This window comes from Thermosporothrix sp. COM3, from assembly GCF_059696735.1.
In genome coordinates this window covers 1712902-1732893 of the sequence record NZ_AP019376.1, presented here as the reverse complement: position 1 = coordinate 1732893, position 19992 = coordinate 1712902, and the positions used below count along the sequence as shown (strand labels likewise).

Genomic DNA, 19992 nt, shown 5'->3' with positions numbered 1-19992 from the left:
TAACTTTCAGCACATTTTATCAGGATAAATGGAACAAGATCGACTGGCAAATGAGCCGATCTAAAGACATAAATTGACATATAGCAGGGATAAAATGAGCAAAAGTGTAATAAATAAGACAAAGCACACTATCAGGAGCGAAGTTAAAAATCGTAATGGCTGCACCACATCTGCACCAGAGCGACCAGCCTCATGAATCGCTTCTGTCTCCTCCTCCATCGCGCCTCTTGTGGAGAGGGAAGCAGTCTTCTACATCTTCTACATATTCCCTTCAAATAATGCAGACAAACACCTATGGTTGCGGTATAATACAGCGCAAGTAAGCGAGAAGGCACACCCGGAGGATACTATGCAAGACGAAACCGTCCTTTTTCAGAGTAAGTACAGCAAAGCTATTTTTTATCGGCCCTTGATCCTTTTTGGAATTTGTCTCATTGTTTTTCTTGTTGTTATAATTGTTCCACCCAATGCAGCATTAAGTAGCTTCTTCCTCCTCTCGTTCGTTGGCATGATATATACGCTGGTGAATTTCCTCATCCGAATATTGCGCTATATGCAAAACACGTTTGTCGTTACAGATCAGCGCGTTATCGTCACAACACGAGGGAAAGAGATGTATCTTCCTCTTAATCGCATCAAAGAGGTTGAACGGGATAGTAAGAATAAATTCCCTTTTCCGTTTCATATCCACACATTGCGTATTTATGGAGTCGGAGGGAGCAAGGCCGTATATCATGAGGTCGAAAACGACGAGGAAATGCGGCAGGTGATCGAGGGGCTTCTGAAAAAGGAACCTGAGGAAATGCGGCAGGTGATCGAGGGGCTTCTGAAAAAGGAACCTAAGGCAAACGCCGGCTAAACGCGCTTCTATGGCGCTCGCACACTCCCTTTACCAGGAGAAGGGCGATCTCTTCAATATACACAAACATCGATCTATACGGTATACTGCATCCGGGCTTGCAGCCTACCTCTTCTGGCTGCATCAACCATATAGATAGAAAAGCATTCCTGTGAAGATTGTTTGTGTATAGTAAAGGGAGTATATGTTTCGTCAATATTCACTGCCAATCATTGTTGCACTGTTACTCTTCCCGTTCCTTGCGTTTATAGTGCTGATCCCGTTTGCATTTCGTACATATAGACAATTTGGTCAGCTTCCCCGCTGGCGAACGTTCGTCTTCTATACCTTCATCTACTATAGCTTAACCATGTGCCTGTATATTATTCTCCCGCTACCACAAATTACACCAGATTTTTGTACAATCTATCAAAAATCTATGCAACTTCGGCCCTTCAACTTCATAAATGATATTGCCAGAGAGGTCCCAGCGTGGACAGCACGCAATGTCCTCACCAGCGGGGCATTTCTGCAAATCTTCTTCAATATATTGCTCTTTGTGCCATTTGGTATCTACATGCATTATTATTTCGAGCGCTCTTTTCTCTTTACGACGCTCCTCGGGTTCGGCATCTCGCTCGCCTTCGAGACCACGCAGCTCACCGGCATCTGGTACCTGTATCCCTGCCCCTATCGCCTGTTCGACGTCGATGACCTGATTGTCAACACCTTCGGCGCGATGCTCGGGTACGGCGTCGGGTACATGTTCCTCCTGTTGCCCTCGCCACGCGGAAAGAGAGCAACCAGCATGCTGCGAGTGCGGGTCTCCCGCCGCTTCCTTGCCTGGTTCTTCGACCTCTCTTTTATCTCTATTCTAAGCCTTATTGCATTCCTTGCTGTGATGATTATCTTCTACACGCTTACAGATATTCATCCCTCAGTTACTCCTTATGCACAGCTTATTCTGCAAGCTTTCACCTGGTTTTTCTCCTTCATCGACTTTTTGATCTTACCACTGCTATTACGCGGATCAACCATCGGTAAATATATTGTTGGTATCACCCTTGATGACAATCAATTCCGTAAGCCACGGTTCCATCACTTTTTTCTCTACTATGCATCGTATATGTTACCGCTTACAACGCTTGGAGTCGTTAATGAATATCTTGCTGTTTCCGGTAAGCAACACCTTTCAGATACATCAGTATTGCTACTTCACCTCGGGCTCTCTCTGCTGTACATCGCGCCGATGATCCTGCGCAAAGATATGCGACCCAGCCTGGGACATATTCTTTCACGCACACATGATGCAGTGATCGAGTCAGAGTGCTATACCGTGCCGCTGTCTTATTACCGAGAGGCGTAGTATCAGGGCGCACTCATTCTCCTTTTAGCTGAAAAGGGTCGGCATCTCTTCTGTCGGCCCTTTCCGAGTGTTTTCCCATTTCTACCGGCTCCACCTCACTCCACAAAACACCATCGATTTTTCTGCTCGTCTGGCTTCTTGCTTTTCGTTGCACCCTCGCACTATAATAAGTGCAGGACGTTCTTTCGTTTCGAGAAAGGAGGAACGCGATGAGAACGATTCAACGAATTGAAGCGGTAACTGGTCTCATTGCGGGCTTGCTCGGACTGGTGCTACTGGCTTATGTGCTTTTCGGCCCAAGCTACCAATTTTTAAGTAGTCCAGATGGAGGAAGTGGCAGGGCATCGCTCTTGCAAGCCGGCATTTCACCTCTCGCAATTGTGTCGCTCAGCCTGCTTGCTCTGGTGCTGCTCGGGATCGTGTTTGGTTCAATACAACATAGTCGGACAGCGGCTTCAGGCTGGCGCTGGCTGCTAGTCTGCTCGGTTCTGCTCCTTGTCATCCTGAACATCCTGTCACTGCCGAGTATTGGCCTGTGGCTCATCCCGGTTACACTGCTCGCGCTTCTCACGCTTGGCTTATCGCTCACGAGGGCCCAGCAGGCAGCCTGAACACGGTTTTTCGAGGGACGTTTGCGCGTCCCTCATGACCGAGGCAGGACAAAAGTCCTGCTTCAGCGCGATAATGTCTTGACGCGCTAGAGGCCCATCCTTCTCTTTCTCCGGAAAAGCTGTGCAGAAATTCGGCCCCATACGTTTAAATAAAGGTATGAAGGAACATCTCTCTTCTTCTATAACCTGAAGGAGATTCTAGAATTGGAGGAACTATGGGCCAACGCGAGACTGTAGCGGAGCACCAGCAGGTACGCGATCTCTATATAAATGGTGAATATCTGCGCAAGAATCCCGGCTGGCATACAGAGGCCGCACCCTGGAAGGCACGCGCAATTCTCCAGATGCTTCGGCGAAACCGGCTCGATGTACGCTCCGTTGGCGATATAGGCTGCGGGAGTGGCGAAATTCTGCGTCTTTTGCAGCGCTCTTTATCCCCGGAATGCACCTTTCATGGCTATGAGATCTCGCCTCAAGCATACGAGCTGGCAAAAGAACGCGAAAACGAGCGCCTTCATTTCCATCTGGCCGATTTTCGTTATGAGCAGGATGCCTCGTTCGACCTGCTCTTATTGATCGATGTCATTCAACATATTGAAGATTGCTACGGCTATCTTCGCGACATCCAGCCGCGCAGTACATATACACTCTTTCAATTCCCGATCGATATTACCGCGCAATCTGTGATCCGCAATCAGCTTATCACGTTTCATCGAAACTACGGACACATCCACTTTTTTGATAAATCGCTTGCACTCAAATTCGTGCGAGACTGCGGGTATGAGATCCTTGATGTTCGGTATACGCTTCCACCTTTAATGACACGACGTTTCCCCAGGAACCCGCTTCAGTGGCCACGTTATACCGCACAGTTTCTCTGGCGGGCGCTGCGCCGCCTCCCTGGATGGCTACTTTATCAATTCAATCCTGATCTCGCGGTCCGCCTTTTGAGCGGCTGGCGGCTGATGGTGCTCGCTCACAGGCCTTAACGCCTTCTGGGAAGAGAGCAGGCAAGATCTCTCTTCCCATCATTCCTGTTATACATCTCCCTATTTCTTACCCCCTACAATGTGCTATACTCAAGATATGATTCCTCATTTCTCTTCTACGCGAAAGGATGTAGTATGCGCAAGAAGATGCTCTTTCATAGTATTCTGCTTGGAGCGTTGTTGACTGCTTTCGCCATCTTCGGCAACCTGCCAGCCAGGAGCGCGACCATCAATACGGTCATCCAGCACGAAAACACCCCGGCTATCAAGCCGCAGCGAGACGCAGTTCCTGCCTTCACCCTTCGCCAGGTCACCGAGTACCTGAAAACGCAGCCTGAAGGACAGGACCCGCGCTACACGCTGAAGCGAACACTTTTTGTTTCTCCCGACCGTCTGAACGCCATATTCCATAATGCCTTCTTCGACAACAATACCCGTTCCACATCAAAACTCTATTGTTATATCGAATTTCAGACAGATAAACCGATCAATGCGCTTATCTCTGTATCACCTGATGTGAAGCAGGTGCCGCAACTCACCCGCACCTTCTTTGTCTTTGATGCAGAGACCGGTAACCTGATCGCCCGAGGCGGCTTCGCCTGATCTTCCTGATATTCGATATATAGAAGAATCAGTAAGCAAAAAGGCAGGTCGGGTAGCAATACCTGACCTGCCTGCTTGATTAGCGATTTGAGAGAACCGTGTTGATCCTCTCTAGAAGCCCCTCGACGGCTTCCCGAGGCATTCCGAAACCGATCAGCTTGAAGAACGGCATTTCACCGGCGAACGGAGAGTCGAGGAAGTCCGCAAAGAAGGTACCCTTGAGCGTCTCCTTCACTACAGCCAGCGCCTCTGGATATTTCGCGATCTGCTTGATATAACTCGTGATGGTAAGCGGGCGGAAGGGTTCATGTGCGTTCATCTGAATGGTCGTGCGCAGCACAATGTCAGCGCTCGATTTCCCAATCAGCAGCTCAAATTCACCCGACTCGATCACCCATTCATGATAGGTACTGTCATAGTACGCGAAGTCACGCGGTTGTAGCGTCAGGGTGACATCTTTTGCCTCGCCCGGCTCCAGCGCTACTTTCGCAAAGGCTTTTAGCTCTTTCTCAGGACGCACAAGCCGCGACTCCACATCACGGACATATAATTGCACTATCTCTTTACCGGCAACGTTTCCGGTATTGCGTATTGTGACTGTTACTTCAACCGTGTCTTTCTCGGTTGTCTCAGTACGGTTGACTCGCAGATTACTGTATTCAAATGTAGTGTAAGAAAGACCATAACCAAAGGGGAAGAGCGGCTTCATCTTCTTGCGGTCATAGTAACGATAGCCGACGAAAAGCCCTTCGGCATAGCGCACATGGCCTTCCTCGCCCGGATAGCTCAGATAGGATGGAGTATCCTCGATCCGCTGCGGGAAGGTCTCGGTGAGCTTGCCAGACGGGTTGACCTTGCCAGTAAGCACATCAGCAACCGCGCCACTGCCTGCCTGTCCGCCAAGACCAGCCTCAAGAACCGCTTTCACGTCAGCCAGCCACGGCATCCTGACAACCGAGCCGTTAAAGAGCACCACAACGGTGTTCGGCTGCACACGGCAGATATCAGCAATCAAGCGGTTATGAGATTCAGGAAGATCAATATGCGTGCGATCATATCCCTCAGACTCGTAGATATCGGGCAAGCCTGCGAAAATCACAGCGACTTCGGCCTTCTGAGCCAGCTCAAGCGCCTCCTGATGCAGCTTCTCATCGCCTACCCCCTCATCGAGATAGCCATCAGCATAGGAAAGCTCAGCCTTCCCGGCAAGCGCCTTTTGCAGCTCATCATAGGCGTTGTCGACACGCGTTGGATTCATCATTGAGCTGCCGCCGCCCTGGAAGCGCGGTTGACGGGCAAAGCGACCAATCACAGCAACCGACTGAGCAGCAAGCGGGAGGATCTTTTCCTCGTTCTTGAGCAGCACAATAGACTCTCCGGCGGCTTTCCGAGCCAGCGCATGATGAGCATCCTTATCGAAGGTGGTGCCCTCTTTGCGGTTTTCTTGTGCACGAAGAATCAGCTTTAACACGCGTTCAGCAGCCTTATCAACGGCCTTTTCTGAGAGCTCACCCTTGCGAACTTTCTCCGCGAGCGCCTGAATGTCGCGACCAACGCCCGGCGGCATTTCCAGATCAAGGCCCGCCTCGAGCGCCTTCGCCTTGTCATTCACCGCGCCCCAGTCGGACACCACGACCCCTTCAAAGCCCCATTCCTCCTTGAGGATATCGGTCAGCAGCTCCTTATGCTCGGTTGCAGCCGTGCCGTTAATGCTGTTGTAGGCCGCCATCACCGTCCAGGGCTGTGCATTCTTGACCACGCGCTCGAAGCCTGCCAGGTAGATTTCGCGCAAGGTGCGTGTATCGACATCCGCACTGATACTCATACGCTCGAATTCCTGGTTATTGCAGGCGTAGTGCTTCAGGGATGTGCCCACGCCCTGGCTCTGGACGCCACGCACGAAGGCCGTACCCAGTTCGCCAGCCAGCACAGGATCTTCGCTGTAATACTCAAAATTACGACCACCGAGGGGTGTGCGCTTGATATTAATGCCAGGGCCAAGCACAACCTGCGTGCCAAGCGCCTGCGCCTCTTCTCCAATTGCGCGCCCGACCTCCTCAACAAGCTCTGTGTTCCAGGACGTCGAAATAGCGGAGGCTGATGGGAAATTCGTGGCCGGAATGGGGCCTTCCAGCCCGATGTCTTCGGGGTTCTCCGGCTTGCGGAGCCCGTGCGGTCCATCATTGACCGTGATCGAAGGAATATTCAGGCGCTCGATTGCGTTGAGCTGCCAGAAGTTTCGTCCGACGGTAAGAGCAAGTTTCTCTTCTAGAGTCAACTTCTGTACCAGTTCGCGTGCTTCCATAGCATACGCTCCTTCTTTTGTTATTACCTTTTCTGTACATAAGAAACAAGTAGATCGATATGCAACAAGAGCATCTCCTGTGGATCTATGCCCTGTTCCTGATGGAGAATATGACCGCGGCTGATCATACGCTGCTGCATACTCAAAGACGTGTTTCCGATCAAAGCTGCAAGGGTGTTGGCAGGAATATCTGTGCGGATCGAGCCATCCCGCTGACCCTCCACAATCAGGGACTGAAAGACCTCGCTTGACCGCAGAAAGTCGCGGTAGCGCGCCTCCAGCTCGGGAGAGGGGTACGAATCACGATAGTAGTGATCGAACAGGCCGATAAACTGGATGTCTTCCGGGTGGCTACTCGCGAAGTGGCACATAGTCAATAGCAGGTCGTGCAGCCTCTCAAGCGCGTTCTGGCCATGAAGCTGCGCCTCCTCAGCAAAGCGATACATCTCCGAGAGAATCCTGATCTGAACCTCAAAGGCAAGCTCATCAATGGAGCGATAGTACTTGTAGAGCGTCACGCGGCTCACACCTGCACGCTCGCTAATATCCTTCATGGTGACGCCAGAAAGATCTTTCTCAAGAAAAAGTCCTCTGGCGGCTTGAATTAGCTCCTCACGCCGTCCGACGCGTTGCTGCTCTAATGTTTGCTGCCACTTCTGCATACAGCTTCCATCCTCAATGCTATACATTGTGTATACACTCTTTACAGTATGTAAACCCTTAGCAGTAGTGTATGCCAGCTCAACAAGAAAAGTCAAGAGGGAAACGACACGCCTGCTTCTCTGCTTTCACGACTGCTACCAGCAAGGGCGATCCCTCATTCAGGAGAGGAAGCAAACACACACCCCTTTATCAGGTCGGGCGCATTTTCTCGAAAGACAATATATGGCTTTATCCCGCTTGTGCGGCTGGATAAGCTCTATTCTTTGTCTGCAAATCTGATCGCCATTTTGATGCATACCTGCTGAAGGGGTCGGGTGCATTTCTCCCGAAGCAAAAAACGATCTCATTCCGCCTATAGTGCCAATTTATCCGTTTATATCAATGCGCCCGACCCTCTCTTCGGGTAAGTGCACATTCTCGGAGGTGAGTCCAAAGCGGGTCGGGTGAAATCGCATGCGAAGGGCAGCGCCCTCGATGGAACCAGCCTCGTCTTCTATACACACCCCCTTTACAGGTCGGGCGCATTTCTTCCCCCCAGAAAAAAGCTGATCAAATAGCCTCTAAAGCCATAGAAGCAGGGCTTCTCTATCACCTTCCTCGCGTGCCACCAGATCGTGACATTGTGAAACGTTATGAGCAGCACGGGCAGAGGGTCGGGTGCATTTTTCCAGGCGAGAGCACACCCTTCACACGCCACCTCACGGAAATGCGCCCGACCGCACGGACTCAGCTTCTGCGGGCCGCCTGATTACAGGCATCCTTACATATGAGCGTGTATAAAACCGTTTGAGCGCTCTACAGGCTTCAGGGTCGGGTGCATTCCAGGCTTCTGCTTGCTGATTTGCTACCGAGATGCCCATCAGTTCAAGGTGCGTGTATGGGTCGGGGGATTCTCGGGGCAACAGGGCGGCCTGTAGCGCGGCCTGCGATTGGCCGGAGTCTTTTTCTAATCTCACCACGGTCAGAGGTGCGCTTGTTCTTTGCTGCACACGCCCTTCCCGGGCTTCCAATGCCAAAAGAGCCCGTTTTTTCTCGGGTTATCGCATACACGTGCCTTTCCTTTTTGCACTCCCGAGAACCAGAGAGCAGCAACAGGATATACAGGCAGTTCAAGAGGTGTTAGAGGTGTTTCTATACACACCCCTTTCTGGGAGTCGGGTGCATTTTTTCCCTTTCAAATTTGTAGCTTGGTCGGCTCTACAGGCTTCTTTGTCTCGATTCTACTTCGTTACCACCAGGTCTATCGGTCGGGTGCATTGCCCCAACACCATTCCCTTTGCAGAGGCCACAACCCCGTTCACCGGTCGGGTGCATTTTTCGTCTTATTTTCATAGCTCGTTCGGCTCCAGAGGCAACGCGATCCCGATTTACTCTTACAACCACCACAACAGGTCGGGTGCATTTTCAGCAGGGTGCGGAATAACCACTCAATGGGCCTGCCATGCGGAAAGAAGCCGCATTGTGCTCTGCATCAAGCTCTTTCTATAACGGCCAGACGTTTAAAAGGGCATACGAGCGTCCTTACATACGGGCTTCTGTAGGACCGTTTGTATGCACTATCTCTGTCACAGGTCGGGTGCATTTTTTCTTCCCTTTTTTAGTGCTTCCTCTAGCTCTACAGGCCAGCGCAGCATCTATACTTCTTATGCCCACCCCCGCGATATCGGTCGGGCGCATTGTCCCACGCTCCCCCCCTTTCTCTTGCAGAAAACCCACTCTTCCCCGGGGTCGGGCGCATTTTCTTCAGGTGGAGCGACCCACATAAGAGCACAATGGAAGCGAGGTCAGCACGTTTTGCACCCGACTCAAGCAGGGGGGATGGTACCGGGAACCCGACCCGACATGTGGCGCGATTTTCAGGCATTTCATGCAAATACACGCCCCCAACCTCACAGACGGGTTCATCGAACTCCCTGGCTGTTTGGCAAACACACGGCCCCTGGTACTATTGGGTAGTCACTCGAATTTGCACGCCCCCGACCCCCATCGTACTACGGTCGGGCGCATTTTTGAGCACGAATTGACGAAAAACTCGTCTCTTTTTCACCCGACCACCCTCCTTCAAGCAGAAAAGAAAAATGCACACCCCCCACTACGGTCGGGTGAATTTTACTACGGTCGGGTGAATTTTCCCACTACAGTCGGGTGCATTTTTACGCTCAAATGCACGACAGGGGCTTGCATTTTTAGCACTAGGCAAGCCCATTTTTCCAGAGTAAGATATTTTCAGAGAGTTGCTGAGGTGCAATGCAAAACAGGAACTCGCTTCCAGGGCGGCGGAGTACCGCAACAGCAGTACCTTGATCACAGCATCACGATCTGCTGCACTTAGTACGAGACAACAGGTTGTCTACTACCGGGCAAGTGTCAGGGAGTACGCCGCAGACACGGGTGCATTTCCTAAAAAAGGGCTATATTGCGATGCATATACATAGATACGCCTATTTAGGTATGGAACCGGCGAGTGCTCTGCTTTATAATACGTGCAAAAATTTTAGCTCGAACAGAATTTATAGAAAACAGTACTTACAACGAAAAAATAATCTATTGGCAGGTAGTTCATTTAGAAAAATACTGGGAGGTAGGTGTGAAGGTGAAGCTTCCCGACAGTTCGGGGCAAAATAACATTTTCTGTCCCGGGTGGCGATCCGCTTCATACGCACCCGCAGGGCTAGATGAACATGTGGGAAAGGATGTATAGAAACCGTGAGTTCGGAAACTACCGTCTTTAGTGTGACGTTAACCTTTTCACAAGAGCATGTCGATTTTCTCGCAAATTCCCCCTCTTGTCGCCTGATTCGGGAAGAGTGCTTTCATGGGCGTATCTCTTTTGAGGAAGCTCTTTCATATGCCCGCATGATCTATAACCGAGAGCACCATACAAGCCAGCAGAGCGAGCATACGGGGGGAGATGCGCCCGACTCCACCCATTTCATTCACATTTCGCGCAAAACGCAGGATCTCCCACCAGTGTTTCAGGGATTACAGGGCTTTAGGAGAGCCTGTAATGCGCTTCAAAAAGTCCTGCCATTGTCCCTGTGGCGCGTCTGGCTTACCTGCGTGCTGTTCAGCGGACTCGATGAGGATCCCTACCTCGGCACAGCGGCGCTCTCGGACTACACGGGGCTTTCGCAGCGCGCCATCCAGCTCTATCTTCAGGTCATGCTTCGTCTCGACCTGCTCAGTTACTATGTCGGGCCCGAGACGAAACGGGAGGGCAAGCACGTCAAGTGCGTCAATGTGCGTCACGAGAATTTCAAAAAAGCTTACGCCCTGGCCTATCAATATCTTGAGTGGACAAAAGATCCGGAATACGTGCCCCCTTCGTGGGAGTACGTCGATTATATCAAGAGACATGAGCATATTCGCTCACGCGTCGAGCGATTCGAGAATTACCGGCGTATTCTAAATGGAAAGCGCCCCGGGCGTAAACCGAAAGAGCCGCAAAATATCACAATTGTGTGCAGAAATCCCCATTGCCGCGCCTGCTACGAGAGCGAGGAAGAGGCCGCGCAATACCTGCCGCCTGACACGTTGAAAAAGCCAGCTCCCAAACCTCAAGAGGTGGACGACCTGACTATACTGGCTCGCGAGATGGAGCAGATTGATCGCGAGTTGAAAAACAAAGAGCGTGGCAAAAAGGTTGCACGGTTGCCAGAGAATGTCCGCACGGTGAAGAAGGCTTTGCTTGAGCAGAAGGATGCAGCGGAAAATCAGGAAGCAGACATTGTTTTCACCGATAGCCGCGACATTATTGCCGCAACAATGCTAAACAAGCTCCAGGAGCCACAGGAGAAAGAAGATCCCGCAATAACGCAATTCTTTTTAAATATAATTGCGCCCTATCGAAATAGTAATCAAGAGTTTAATAGTTCGACTATACATTCGAATGTAGATGTCGAGGGTGAAGATTTGCTTGAAGACAATTCGGAGGCAACCGAGCAGCCCTCTTTCCAGCAAACAAACAATCACCCGGGCGAAGTAACCCAACAAACAACGTCACCCTCTACTCCCTCTCAGCCATCGCAAACCAAGCGAGTAGTCGGGGGTAAAGCGAAACGTAACAGTAAAGCAAAGCAAAAAGGTACCGTAGACTATAAGAAATTCGGTGAGCCTGAAAGCCTGGATAAATCAGCTCTAGAAGCAGTTTACCACGCTATTCGGCACAATGCAAAGGCGCAAGCGAGCAGTGTAAAACTACCAACCGCAATTTATCGGTTCGGCGAGGACATCTCTGCCCAGTTCCGCGATACTCAGCAACGCTCGACTGTTAGCTATTTCCGCAACCTGCTCAGTGGCGTTCTGGAGTGCGCTCGCTTCCTCAAAATCGACGTCGAGACCGTGTACACGTGGTACTACGACGCCATGCAACACATCCGCGAAAAGGCGCTCCGAGCCTCGATTTATGCGCAAGCAGATGGCAAGCCGCATCGCATGCCGTGGTTCAATCGCGTCTTCGCAAATCACATCTGGCTCTCGGTCAGACGGGCTCTGAAACTGGGTCATTTACCGCCCCATGAGGATGTGGACGCCGAGCCACATAATTCCCCTATGCCCGAGCCTGTAGAGCTACATGAGCCCGTTCCTGAGGATCGTGTGGTTGAATCGACCTTTGAGGCTGTAGAGCAGCCAGACGAGGAGTTTGACGATCAAGCAAACGAGCAGCAGGGAGACATCCCAAGCAAGCAGACAGAAGAGCAGCCTGCTGAGGGAGCGAATGAGCAAGCAGAGAGTGCTGCTGACGAGCAGGCAGACGATGTTGTTGACGAGCAGCCAGAGGATGTCGTGGAAGAGTTGTCTGACGAGCAGCCAGAGGATATCGCGGACGAGCAGGCAGACAATGTTGTTGACGAGCAGCTAGAGGATGTCGCGGACGAGCAGGCAGAGGATGCTGCTGACGAGCAGCCGTTTGAGGATGAGGCGGTGCGTGAAAGTACGCTGGTGGCGCTTCGTGGCTTGCGCGACACGGATGAGTTTGTGCTGCTTAGCCCGTTCTTCGAGACGGTGAACAGCTTGCAGTACGCGTGGACCTATGCGGTTGCTTCAGGTGAGATCGACATGCTCTATGAGCAGCCCGAGGCTGAAGCAGAGGACGTAGTATCCTACTACGACGCTTCAGAGACAGCCTGCGTGGTTCCCGAGTTTCCCCGGGTGCAGCGAATCGAGCCGAAAGAGCACTTCCGTAATCCGGTGCAATTCAGCAGATATCTCGCGCAAAATGGAGCATATAGCGCGATCCCGCTGAAGGAGCCCTGTCCCGATTGTGGCTGCCCCATCGGCTATGTTGCCGAGGGCCTGCGTCCCGTCTACATCTGCGGTCGCTGCTACCCGAACGTGATGTGGACCAACCGGGCGCGTGGCGAGCTTGAAGAGTACATGGCATACCTCGTCGAGCTTGAGCTGCGGTCCGAAGATCCCTATGCATAGGTCGGTCGGTTGCATTGTTGAAAAGGCGTGAAGGTCGATGCTATACTGTGCGAAAAATGCAATACGATTGCAGGAGGTTTCAAATTGCATATGCTGAATGAACATCGCAAAAGTAGCCGTGCGCAGAAGACGTTCGATAGGGGATACGCCACTGAACTGGCTTTGTTCCTGGGTTTATCTCGCTGGAAGTTCTCGCTTGCCGCACAGTGTCAGGCGTATACGCCCTCGGCTCCCACAGCAGCAGATCAGCTTCGGAGCGAGCACGCGGAGGTCGCGATTGCGCAGTTGCTCAGGCTCATTACCCTGCATGTGGAAGCGCTTGAGTACGCCTCGCAGCCGCATCACCCCTACATCATGGAACTTGGGCGCTCGCTTGGCTTTCCGATGGTTGAGACAGTTGGCTTTACGCTTGATGCGGGTGAAGCGTCCTGGTTCCGCTTCTTTGGCGCATGGACAGGTGATCCAATTCAGCACGGTCTGCTTGTCTCGCGAATTCATGCGCTGGCGATCGAGGCGATTACCGAGCAAATCGGGCTCCATCAGCGGGAACTCGCGGCGGAGATGGCGCAACTGGCCGCCTTTTCTAGCGATTATCGGCAGGCTTTTCGGCGAAAGGAAAGCGAGCTCCGGCGGCTGAAGAAGCGCGTTCATGAGCTTGAAGCGGAACGAAAAGCCCCTTCTTCTCCCCATGCTGCTGGTTCCTGACAAGCGGCCAGGCATATGTGTTACCGGATATGAAGAACCCGTCCAAAAAGCCCAAAATTGAGCCATTTGGAAGCGGGAATGTGTAAGGGGATATCCTTGAACCAGAAAACGCCAGAAAACGCCAATTTGACGGCATCCAGCAGGGAAAAACAGGACGCGATCGCGCTGCCAGTACTCATCATTGTCGCCGGGTTACCTGCAACCGGAAAAACAACCCTGGCACGACGCCTCGCTGAGCGCTTCTCGTTGCCACTTGTCACGAAGGATGCCATCAAGGAAACGCTCTGCGACGTGCTTGAATGCGCGTCGGTTGCGCAATCACGGCGGCTCGGGCAGGCAAGCATGCTATTGCTGTATCAGTTTGCGGAAACCCTGCTCGGAAGCGGGCTGAACTGCATTGTCGAGAGCCCATTCTACCCGGCATACGCGCACCCCGACTTTCAGCGTTTACAGCAGAGAAGCCCGTATTACCCGCTGCAAATCTATTGCCATGCGGATGTAGAAGTGATGCTTGAGCGAATGAAGCAGCGTATTGCCTCTGGTGCACGACATCCAGGCCATATGGATCAGGCGCGGATGCCCACGAGCACCGCTGAATTGCCGTCGCAATGGAGAATGGAGCCGCTTGAGATCGGAGGGGAGCTTATCATGCTTGATACAACTTGCTTTGACGCCATCGCCTATGAGGAGCTCTATCAGCGGGTGAAGCGCGTGCTTGATCGGTAAAGGCGGGAGACAACACAAAAAAGCCTCTCCCCGCACGGTCGCGGGAAGAGGAGAAATGCGGCTGGATTACCAGTTGCCGGTGCGGCCTTCTTCGTAGCGCCTGGCAACTTCGTCCCAGTTGACGACGTTCCACCAGGCATTGAGGTACTCCGGGCGGCGATTCTGGTACTTGAGGTAGTATGCGTGCTCCCACACGTCGTTACCCAGGACCGGATAAAGGCCGTCCATCAGCGGGCTGTCCTGATTCGGGGTCGAGATGACCGAGAGTTTGCCGCTGCGGTCGAGGGCCAGCCATGCCCAACCAGAGCCGAAGCGCTTGGCACCTGCGTCGTTGAATGCCTGCTTGAACGCATCGAACGAGCCAAAGGTCTCATTGATCGCGCTGGCAAGCTCGCCGGTAGGTGCGTTGCTGCCACCAGGCTTCATGATGTTCCAGAACATGGTGTGGTTCGCGTGGCCACCACCGTTGTTCCGCACGGCTGTGCGCACATTCTCGGGAACATCGGACAGGCGCTGAATCAGCTTCTCAACGGGCAGGGAAGCAAGCTCGGGGAGATCCTTGACGGCGGCGTTGAGGTTGGTAACGTAGGTTGCATGGTGCTTGTCATGGTGGAGCTGCATGGTCTGTGCATCGATATATGGTTCAAGAGCGTCATACGCATAAGGCAGGGGTGGTAGTTCGTAGCTCATACTTAAAAACCTCCATAGGCACGCCGTATGACGTGCGTCTCATTACAATGACATTGTGCTGTCTGGCTTAGAGTATACTCCTGCTAAGCGCGCAGTGCACCGTCCTTTCGGGCAAGTCACCCTACCAATTTGGGCTAGTGCTTATCGCTCCAGCAGCTCGCGTACCTCCGCCTTGCTCATCTTCCCTTGAATCCAGAATGGCTGGACGTGGACGTTCTCACGCGGCCACCCACGCTCATTGATCAAATAAGAACGGATCGCCAGACATTGCCCCGCTTCGCCTGCAAGGTAGGCTTTGCCCGGCTCCTCGGGGAGATCCAGCTTGCGGATCGCTTGAACCAGCGCACCCGTCTCGGAAATTGGTTCGCCGCGTCGATGGACCCAGGGAAGCGGTCTGACACCTGCCGGGGTCGGGATCTCGCCTTCTGGAAAATCGGACTCTAGAGCACCGAATATACGCATTTCTGAGGGGAGAAGGCCGATCTGCGCCTGCACCGCGACCGCTCCCGTTTCTTCGGCGGCGAAAAGATAGTAAGGCGCTTCAGGGTCGATCGTGTACGTACTTTTGGGACCACGATAGGTAATCTCGTCACCAACCTGTGCGGCTTGCGCCCAGGCCACACCGGGACCATCGCCATGATGCAGCAGGATCAGCAAATCGAACTCGCCTGCTTCGGGATCGATCTGCCAGAAGGTGTAATGGCGGTGGAGCTTGTCGTGCTCGATGGGAAAGACGCCGATGTGTGAGCCGGGTTGCCAGGCCTGCCCGCGACAGTCCTCCGAGCGTATGCGAAGAAGCAACATGTTCTGTGCGATCATCTCTCGCTTGAGAATGACGCCATGACGAAAGGCCATACGGTTCGGTTGTAGTTCGGACATATTCTGTGTCTCCATACTTCTCTGCTCTCTATTCTACTAAGAAGTTCTGTACAATGGCGCGTCAGAAGCAGTCTTCTTTTTTATTTAGGGTACCCTAATATCCGAGTTGTCAGGTAGGATATTAACATGCTCAGCGATTGCTTGTCAAGCAAAAAAAGGCGAAGTATCCAGGGGGATTTTGGCTACCTGTTATTTTTGGGAAGACATGTCAACAGGGGAGATTTTTGTCTGGTCTATTCTTTATATAGAGTACTGTGGAATGCGTGGTATTTGTTATCTTGTTTTCTGCTATCTCAGCGCGCGGCTGTGCTCCGTTGCTGAGGATAGATGAGTATCTGTCTGCTTGTCTGTGTATCCCGGCTCTGGACTGAAGCTGCCAGCGTTGGCTATCATGTGCCCGAGGTACAGGAGAGGAGGCGCACGTCTGGCTCCTTTGCCCTTCGCACGCGCCTGAGGCGGGTTGGGTCAGTGAACGTTTCCGAAGACATTGAGCACGACAACGCCCACGATAATCAACAGGACGCCGAGAACGGTTGCCCAGTTGAGCGCTTCACGGAAGAACACTATCCCGATGAGCGCAATGACCGCTGTGCCTGCTCCCGACCAGATTGCGTAGGCGATGCCAAGCGGCATATGTAGCTTGAGCGCCTGCGATAATAAATAGAATGCTGCTCCATATCCGATTACAACAATAATGCCAGGAAGCAAGCGGGTGAACCCCTCCGATGCCTTTAAAAAAGAGGTTGCAATGATTTCAGAGACAATCGCTCCTGCGAGAAAAAGAAGAGAAATCGGATTCATAGCTGTTCCTTTCATTGTTTATTGTTCCTTTGTGGTCAGCTCTTCTAAGAGAGCAAGCACGCGCTGGCGTAGCTCTCCTTCTGGCTTGCCAAGCCCGAGCAGATCAGCGAACCAGAGGCCATCAGCGGCGAGGCGCACCAATGTAGCAAGTGCAGGGTCAACGCCATCCTGTACAGCCCGTTCCTGCCAGGCTGCAAAGCGCTGCTGAAGCTCTTGCAACAGGTCAGGCTCCTTCAGCAGGCTGACCATCATTGCTGACGTCAGATCGAGTTGCTCAGGATCGGAGGCTGCCTTGACATAGGCCCGTAGCCAGCGGCCGGGTTTCTCTTTCTGCTCTTCCTGCATATACTGATGCAAAAGCCGGTCAAAATCATCGAAAGAGGACTGTTCCAGCGCCAGGAGAAGCGCCTGCTTGCTCGGAAAGTGGTAGAGCAGCCCGCCCTTGCTCAAGCCTGCCTCATGAGCGACCGCGTCGAGTGTCAGGGTGTTTGCTCCATCGCGCAACACCACACGTAGCGCCGCTTCCAGCAACGCCTGACGGGTGGCGGCAGATCCTTTTGTATCACTCATCGTCAACCTCATTGGTACAAACCGTCTGGACGGTCAGTTTTCATTGTTTTGATTGTACCGTCTGGACGGTTGGTTGTCAAGGGGTATCTTTCTTTGTCACGATGAAGGATGCAGCCAGAAATAGAGAGATGCACAAAGGCCACAGAGATACTGTTCCTCGCTTCCACGCATACATGAGATATATTGCATATATGATGCTATTTCCCATTTCAGGCAACTCTTATTGATAATAAAGACAGAGCCGGCGATAGCCAATATGTCCTACTTTTGAGAAGGCGGTCTACAAGGCCGTCTCTTCTGTTAAGACTGCCCGGGAAGCGCGGGAAACGCCATTTGTCGTGATCGGGATCGATGTACCCCTTGCTTTTCGACTGGCTGGTCACCTATACTTGAAATACTTTTGATACTTTTGTACAGGATCCTTTGAATGTTTGTCGGTAAGCCAGCGTGAGACGCGCTATCGATGCTCTTAGCGGCTTGCTTATGAGTGCATTAGAAAAATTGAACATTTCAATGCTGTTTTTGTGGAAAGTGTGCAGAAAGGATTGCGGCATTTTATGGAAAGTGAAGTAGCGAAGCTTCTCCAGCAGATCGAACTGGAATACTGCGCGGCGCAAAATGGGTTGACCGGTATCTCCTGTGGTTCCTCGCGACATCAGTTTATCACAGCACGTATGGAGGCAATGAGCACGCTTCATTCGCGCCTTCACACGATTGTCGGTGAAAACGCGATCGCGATGATTGCGGAAACGCTCGAAAATGTGCAGAAGCAACAGAAAAAGTAATCTACCAGACCTTTGTGAGAGGATCTATGCGGCTTTACATTCTGCTTACAATTATTTGATTTTTCTATCATAGATCTCTCACAATTGGCCTGTATAGTTATAGACAAGATAAGGACACGCCCTGACTGCCTCTCTTCCGTCTGGAGCAGGAGGTGTTCTCATTGTACCCTGCCGCTGCCCGGATTGCCCGTTCCGGGCAGCTATCCCCCCTTGAATTCTCGATATGGTAAAGAGGTGGTCCCGCTCAATGGAGCCAGAGAGTGGACCACCTCTTCTCGTCGCTTGCCCGTTTAGAGCAGCGAACGCACCAGCCCACCATCAACCGGAATCGTGGTCCCCGTAATGTAGCTTGCCTGTTCCGATGCCAGAAACGCAACCAGTGAGGCCAGCTCTTCGGGCTTTCCAAGCCGCTTCATCGGGATATCCTGCGCGAGATCACGGAGAGCTTCTTCCTCGCTTGCACCCGCAGCGGTCCGCGAGAGCACGCTTGAGCCGCTCCGAATGCGGTCTGTCAGGATGCGCCCCGGACAGACGTTGTTGATGGTGATATTGTCAGGGGCGAACTCGACCGAAAGGGACTTGGCGAGGCCAATAACGCCCGGTCGAATTGCGTTGGAGAGCAGGAGTCCGTCAATTGGTTGCTTGACCGATGTACTGGTGATGTTGATAATGCGTCCTCCACCGCTGCTACGCATATGGGGGTGAACTGCTCGAATCAGCCGCACGGTGCTGAGCAAGGTGAGCTCGAACGCGGCCTGCCACTGGGCGTCATCGAAGGACTCGAAATAGCCAAAAGGCGGCCCTCCGGCATTGTTTACCAGGATGTCAAGGCGCTGAAATTGTTGTACGGCTGCTTCCACTATAGCTTGAATATCTGCGGCTTTTGTCACATCGGTTGGGAGTGCAAGTACCGGCACGTTGTAGCGCTGTTGAAGCTCGTCTGCGGCCTGCTGGAGCGTCTCTTTGTTGCGTGCGCCCATAACGATAGTGGCTCCTTCGGCTGCCAGAGCCATCGCACACGCTTTTCCTATTCCCTTGCTGGCGGCCATGACCAGCGCCACTTTTCCCGTAAGACCCAGATCCATGCTGTTTCCTTTCCAGTATTTATGCTGCAAACGCTTCGGCAAGCAAGCGAAGCGGTTCCCGCTTGGTGACACTATGTAGCGAGACAATGACTTCGTCGACGCCCGCTTGCTCAAGCTCGTTCAGGCGCTGCCGCACCGTCATCGGGCTACCAAGCAGGCCACGCACGCGCATTTCTTCAGGCGAAAACTTGCCCGGTCCACCTGTGACGATTGCGTGTGCCTGCTCATCAGTTGCGGCGAGAACGCCATTCACAAATATTGTATGCCGAATTTCGCCAGGATCGCGCCCGTATTCCTCGCAATACTGTTCAAGTAATGAAAACTTGTGCTGTATTTCTTCAAGCGAAAGATGCGTAAAGTTACAGGCGTTGGCATAGCGAGCAACCAGACGCAGTGTGATCTGCTCACCTTTGCCGCCGATCAGCAGCGGGATATGGGGATGCTGCGCTCCCTTTGGCTGGTTGATTGCTCCCTGAACGCGATAATAGCGGCCCTCAAAGTGGACATGCTCCTGCGTCCACAGCGCCTTGAGGATGGTGACGGCCTCACGTAGCTGGCGCAGGCGCGTCGGCGTGTCGGGAAAAGGGAAGCCATACGCGTGGCATTCCTGCTCGTGCCAGCCCGCTCCAATGCCCACTTCAAGCCGCCCGTGGCTCAGCACATCGACGGTGCTTGCCATTTTCGCCAGCAGCGCAGGATTGCGGAAACCGTTGCAGGTGACGACCTGGCCGATGCGGACGCGCCGTGTATCGCGTGCCAGTGCCGCGACGCTCATCCAGCACTCGAATAGCAGCTTGTCGGGCTGATAGATCGAGTTCATATGGTCGAAGAGCCAGACCGAGGAGAAACCAAGCGCTTCAGCTTCCTGAGCCACTCGCGTCATTGTTTCATAGGCTTCAATCGCCTCGCGGGCATGCGATTCTTGCGGCAGAAAGAGACCGACCTTCAT

General features: G+C 52.6%; 18 protein-coding genes. 9 read left to right on the top strand and 9 right to left on the bottom strand.

Annotation, left to right across the window (positions count from 1 at the left end; all coding sequences use genetic code 11):
* The first annotated feature begins 349 nt into the window (after positions 1 to 349).
* The 5 genes from KTH_RS07535 (at position 350) to KTH_RS07515 (ending at position 4407) form a co-directional block, all read left to right on the top strand.
* Positions 350 to 859 carry a PH domain-containing protein gene (locus KTH_RS07535; RefSeq protein WP_111325243.1) on the top strand — a complete coding sequence of 170 codons (510 nt, stop codon included), beginning with the start codon at positions 350 to 352 and terminating at the stop codon, positions 857 to 859.
* 184 nt (positions 860 to 1043) lie between these two features.
* The gene (locus tag KTH_RS07530) at positions 1044 to 2204 is read left to right on the top strand and encodes a VanZ family protein (protein ID WP_111325244.1); all 1161 of its coding nucleotides are present in this window, start codon (positions 1044 to 1046) and stop codon (positions 2202 to 2204) included.
* 209 nt (positions 2205 to 2413) lie between these two features.
* Entirely contained in the window at positions 2414 to 2815 is a 402-nt protein-coding gene (locus tag KTH_RS07525; protein WP_111325245.1) for a hypothetical protein, read from the top strand.
* 215 nt (positions 2816 to 3030) lie between these two features.
* Entirely contained in the window at positions 3031 to 3804 is a 774-nt protein-coding gene (locus KTH_RS07520) for a class I SAM-dependent methyltransferase (protein WP_111325246.1), read from the top strand.
* Between the two features lie 135 nt (positions 3805 to 3939).
* Positions 3940 to 4407 (top strand): hypothetical protein, encoded by a 468-nt coding sequence (locus KTH_RS07515; RefSeq protein WP_497617577.1) that lies wholly within the window; start codon positions 3940 to 3942, stop codon positions 4405 to 4407.
* A gap of 79 nt (positions 4408 to 4486) precedes the next feature.
* Here KTH_RS07515 and KTH_RS07510 read toward each other — a convergent pair whose 3' ends face one another.
* The 3 genes from KTH_RS07510 to KTH_RS07500 all read right to left on the bottom strand — a co-directional run bounded on the left by KTH_RS07510 (position 4487) and on the right by KTH_RS07500 (position 8334).
* Positions 4487 to 6712 carry a glycoside hydrolase family 3 C-terminal domain-containing protein gene (locus KTH_RS07510; protein WP_497617576.1) on the bottom strand — a complete coding sequence of 742 codons (2226 nt, stop codon included), beginning with the start codon at positions 6710 to 6712 and terminating at the stop codon, positions 4487 to 4489.
* 23 nt (positions 6713 to 6735) lie between these two features.
* Positions 6736 to 7374, bottom strand: coding sequence for a TetR/AcrR family transcriptional regulator (locus KTH_RS07505; protein WP_497617574.1), 639 nt, complete (start codon positions 7372 to 7374; stop codon positions 6736 to 6738).
* A gap of 699 nt (positions 7375 to 8073) precedes the next feature.
* Entirely contained in the window at positions 8074 to 8334 is a 261-nt protein-coding gene (locus tag KTH_RS07500) for a hypothetical protein (RefSeq protein WP_497617572.1), read from the bottom strand.
* A gap of 1747 nt (positions 8335 to 10081) precedes the next feature.
* Between KTH_RS07500 and KTH_RS07495 the strand changes: the two genes are divergently transcribed.
* From KTH_RS07495 to KTH_RS07485, 3 genes are all read left to right on the top strand, one after another.
* Positions 10082 to 12802: a hypothetical protein gene (locus KTH_RS07495; protein ID WP_111325249.1), complete on the top strand. Its 2721-nt coding sequence runs from the start codon at positions 10082 to 10084 to the stop codon at positions 12800 to 12802.
* Between the two features lie 90 nt (positions 12803 to 12892).
* The gene (locus KTH_RS07490; protein ID WP_497617569.1) at positions 12893 to 13507 is read left to right on the top strand and encodes a hypothetical protein; all 615 of its coding nucleotides are present in this window, start codon (positions 12893 to 12895) and stop codon (positions 13505 to 13507) included.
* A 96-nt stretch (positions 13508 to 13603) separates the two neighbouring features.
* A complete protein-coding gene (locus tag KTH_RS07485; RefSeq protein ID WP_497617567.1) occupies positions 13604 to 14233 on the top strand; it encodes a P-loop nucleotide/nucleoside kinase family protein in 630 nt (209 codons plus the stop codon).
* Positions 14234 to 14299: 66 nt separating this feature from the next.
* Here KTH_RS07485 and KTH_RS07480 read toward each other — a convergent pair whose 3' ends face one another.
* From KTH_RS07480 to KTH_RS07465, 4 genes are all read right to left on the bottom strand, one after another.
* Positions 14300 to 14923 carry a superoxide dismutase gene (locus tag KTH_RS07480; protein WP_111325252.1) on the bottom strand — a complete coding sequence of 208 codons (624 nt, stop codon included), beginning with the start codon at positions 14921 to 14923 and terminating at the stop codon, positions 14300 to 14302.
* A 141-nt stretch (positions 14924 to 15064) separates the two neighbouring features.
* A complete protein-coding gene (locus KTH_RS07475) occupies positions 15065 to 15817 on the bottom strand; it encodes a siderophore-interacting protein (RefSeq protein WP_497617565.1) in 753 nt (250 codons plus the stop codon).
* A gap of 450 nt (positions 15818 to 16267) precedes the next feature.
* Positions 16268 to 16603, bottom strand: a complete 336-nt coding sequence (locus tag KTH_RS07470) for a DMT family transporter (protein ID WP_137686405.1) — start codon at positions 16601 to 16603, stop codon at positions 16268 to 16270.
* Between the two features lie 18 nt (positions 16604 to 16621).
* On the bottom strand, positions 16622 to 17173 hold the full coding sequence (locus KTH_RS07465; protein WP_111325254.1) for a TetR/AcrR family transcriptional regulator: 552 nt from the start codon (positions 17171 to 17173) through the stop codon (positions 16622 to 16624).
* 557 nt (positions 17174 to 17730) lie between these two features.
* On the opposite strand from KTH_RS07465, the gene KTH_RS07460 reads away from it, so the two are divergent.
* Positions 17731 to 17958 (top strand): hypothetical protein, encoded by a 228-nt coding sequence (locus KTH_RS07460; RefSeq protein ID WP_111325255.1) that lies wholly within the window; start codon positions 17731 to 17733, stop codon positions 17956 to 17958.
* 290 nt (positions 17959 to 18248) lie between these two features.
* On the opposite strand, the gene KTH_RS07455 is transcribed toward KTH_RS07460, so the two are convergent.
* Entirely contained in the window at positions 18249 to 19043 is a 795-nt protein-coding gene (locus KTH_RS07455) for an SDR family oxidoreductase (protein ID WP_497617563.1), read from the bottom strand.
* Between the two features lie 19 nt (positions 19044 to 19062).
* On the bottom strand, positions 19063 to 19992 hold the full coding sequence (locus KTH_RS07450) for an LLM class F420-dependent oxidoreductase (RefSeq protein WP_497617561.1): 930 nt from the start codon (positions 19990 to 19992) through the stop codon (positions 19063 to 19065).

Excerpts from the sequence above, each read along its gene's own strand:
- KTH_RS07535 (WP_111325243.1), top strand. The coding sequence starts at position 350 with ATGCAAGACGAAACCGTCCTTTTTCAGAGTAAGTACAGCAAAGCTATT.
- KTH_RS07530 (WP_111325244.1), top strand. The coding sequence starts at position 1,044 with ATGTTTCGTCAATATTCACTGCCAATCATTGTTGCACTGTTACTCTTC.
- KTH_RS07525 (WP_111325245.1), top strand. The coding sequence starts at position 2,414 with ATGAGAACGATTCAACGAATTGAAGCGGTAACTGGTCTCATTGCGGGC.
- KTH_RS07520 (WP_111325246.1), top strand. The coding sequence starts at position 3,031 with ATGGGCCAACGCGAGACTGTAGCGGAGCACCAGCAGGTACGCGATCTC.
- KTH_RS07515 (WP_497617577.1), top strand. The coding sequence starts at position 3,940 with ATGCGCAAGAAGATGCTCTTTCATAGTATTCTGCTTGGAGCGTTGTTG.
- KTH_RS07510 (WP_497617576.1), bottom strand. The coding sequence starts at position 6,712 with ATGGAAGCACGCGAACTGGTACAGAAGTTGACTCTAGAAGAGAAACTT.
- KTH_RS07505 (WP_497617574.1), bottom strand. The coding sequence starts at position 7,374 with ATGCAGAAGTGGCAGCAAACATTAGAGCAGCAACGCGTCGGACGGCGT.
- KTH_RS07490 (WP_497617569.1), top strand. The coding sequence starts at position 12,893 with ATGCTGAATGAACATCGCAAAAGTAGCCGTGCGCAGAAGACGTTCGAT.
- KTH_RS07480 (WP_111325252.1), bottom strand. The coding sequence starts at position 14,923 with ATGAGCTACGAACTACCACCCCTGCCTTATGCGTATGACGCTCTTGAA.
- KTH_RS07475 (WP_497617565.1), bottom strand. The coding sequence starts at position 15,817 with ATGGAGACACAGAATATGTCCGAACTACAACCGAACCGTATGGCCTTT.
- KTH_RS07470 (WP_137686405.1), bottom strand. The coding sequence starts at position 16,603 with ATGAATCCGATTTCTCTTCTTTTTCTCGCAGGAGCGATTGTCTCTGAA.
- KTH_RS07465 (WP_111325254.1), bottom strand. The coding sequence starts at position 17,173 with ATGAGTGATACAAAAGGATCTGCCGCCACCCGTCAGGCGTTGCTGGAA.
- KTH_RS07460 (WP_111325255.1), top strand. The coding sequence starts at position 17,731 with ATGGAAAGTGAAGTAGCGAAGCTTCTCCAGCAGATCGAACTGGAATAC.
- KTH_RS07455 (WP_497617563.1), bottom strand. The coding sequence starts at position 19,043 with ATGGATCTGGGTCTTACGGGAAAAGTGGCGCTGGTCATGGCCGCCAGC.
- KTH_RS07450 (WP_497617561.1), bottom strand. The coding sequence starts at position 19,992 with ATGAAGGTCGGTCTCTTTCTGCCGCAAGAATCGCATGCCCGCGAGGCG.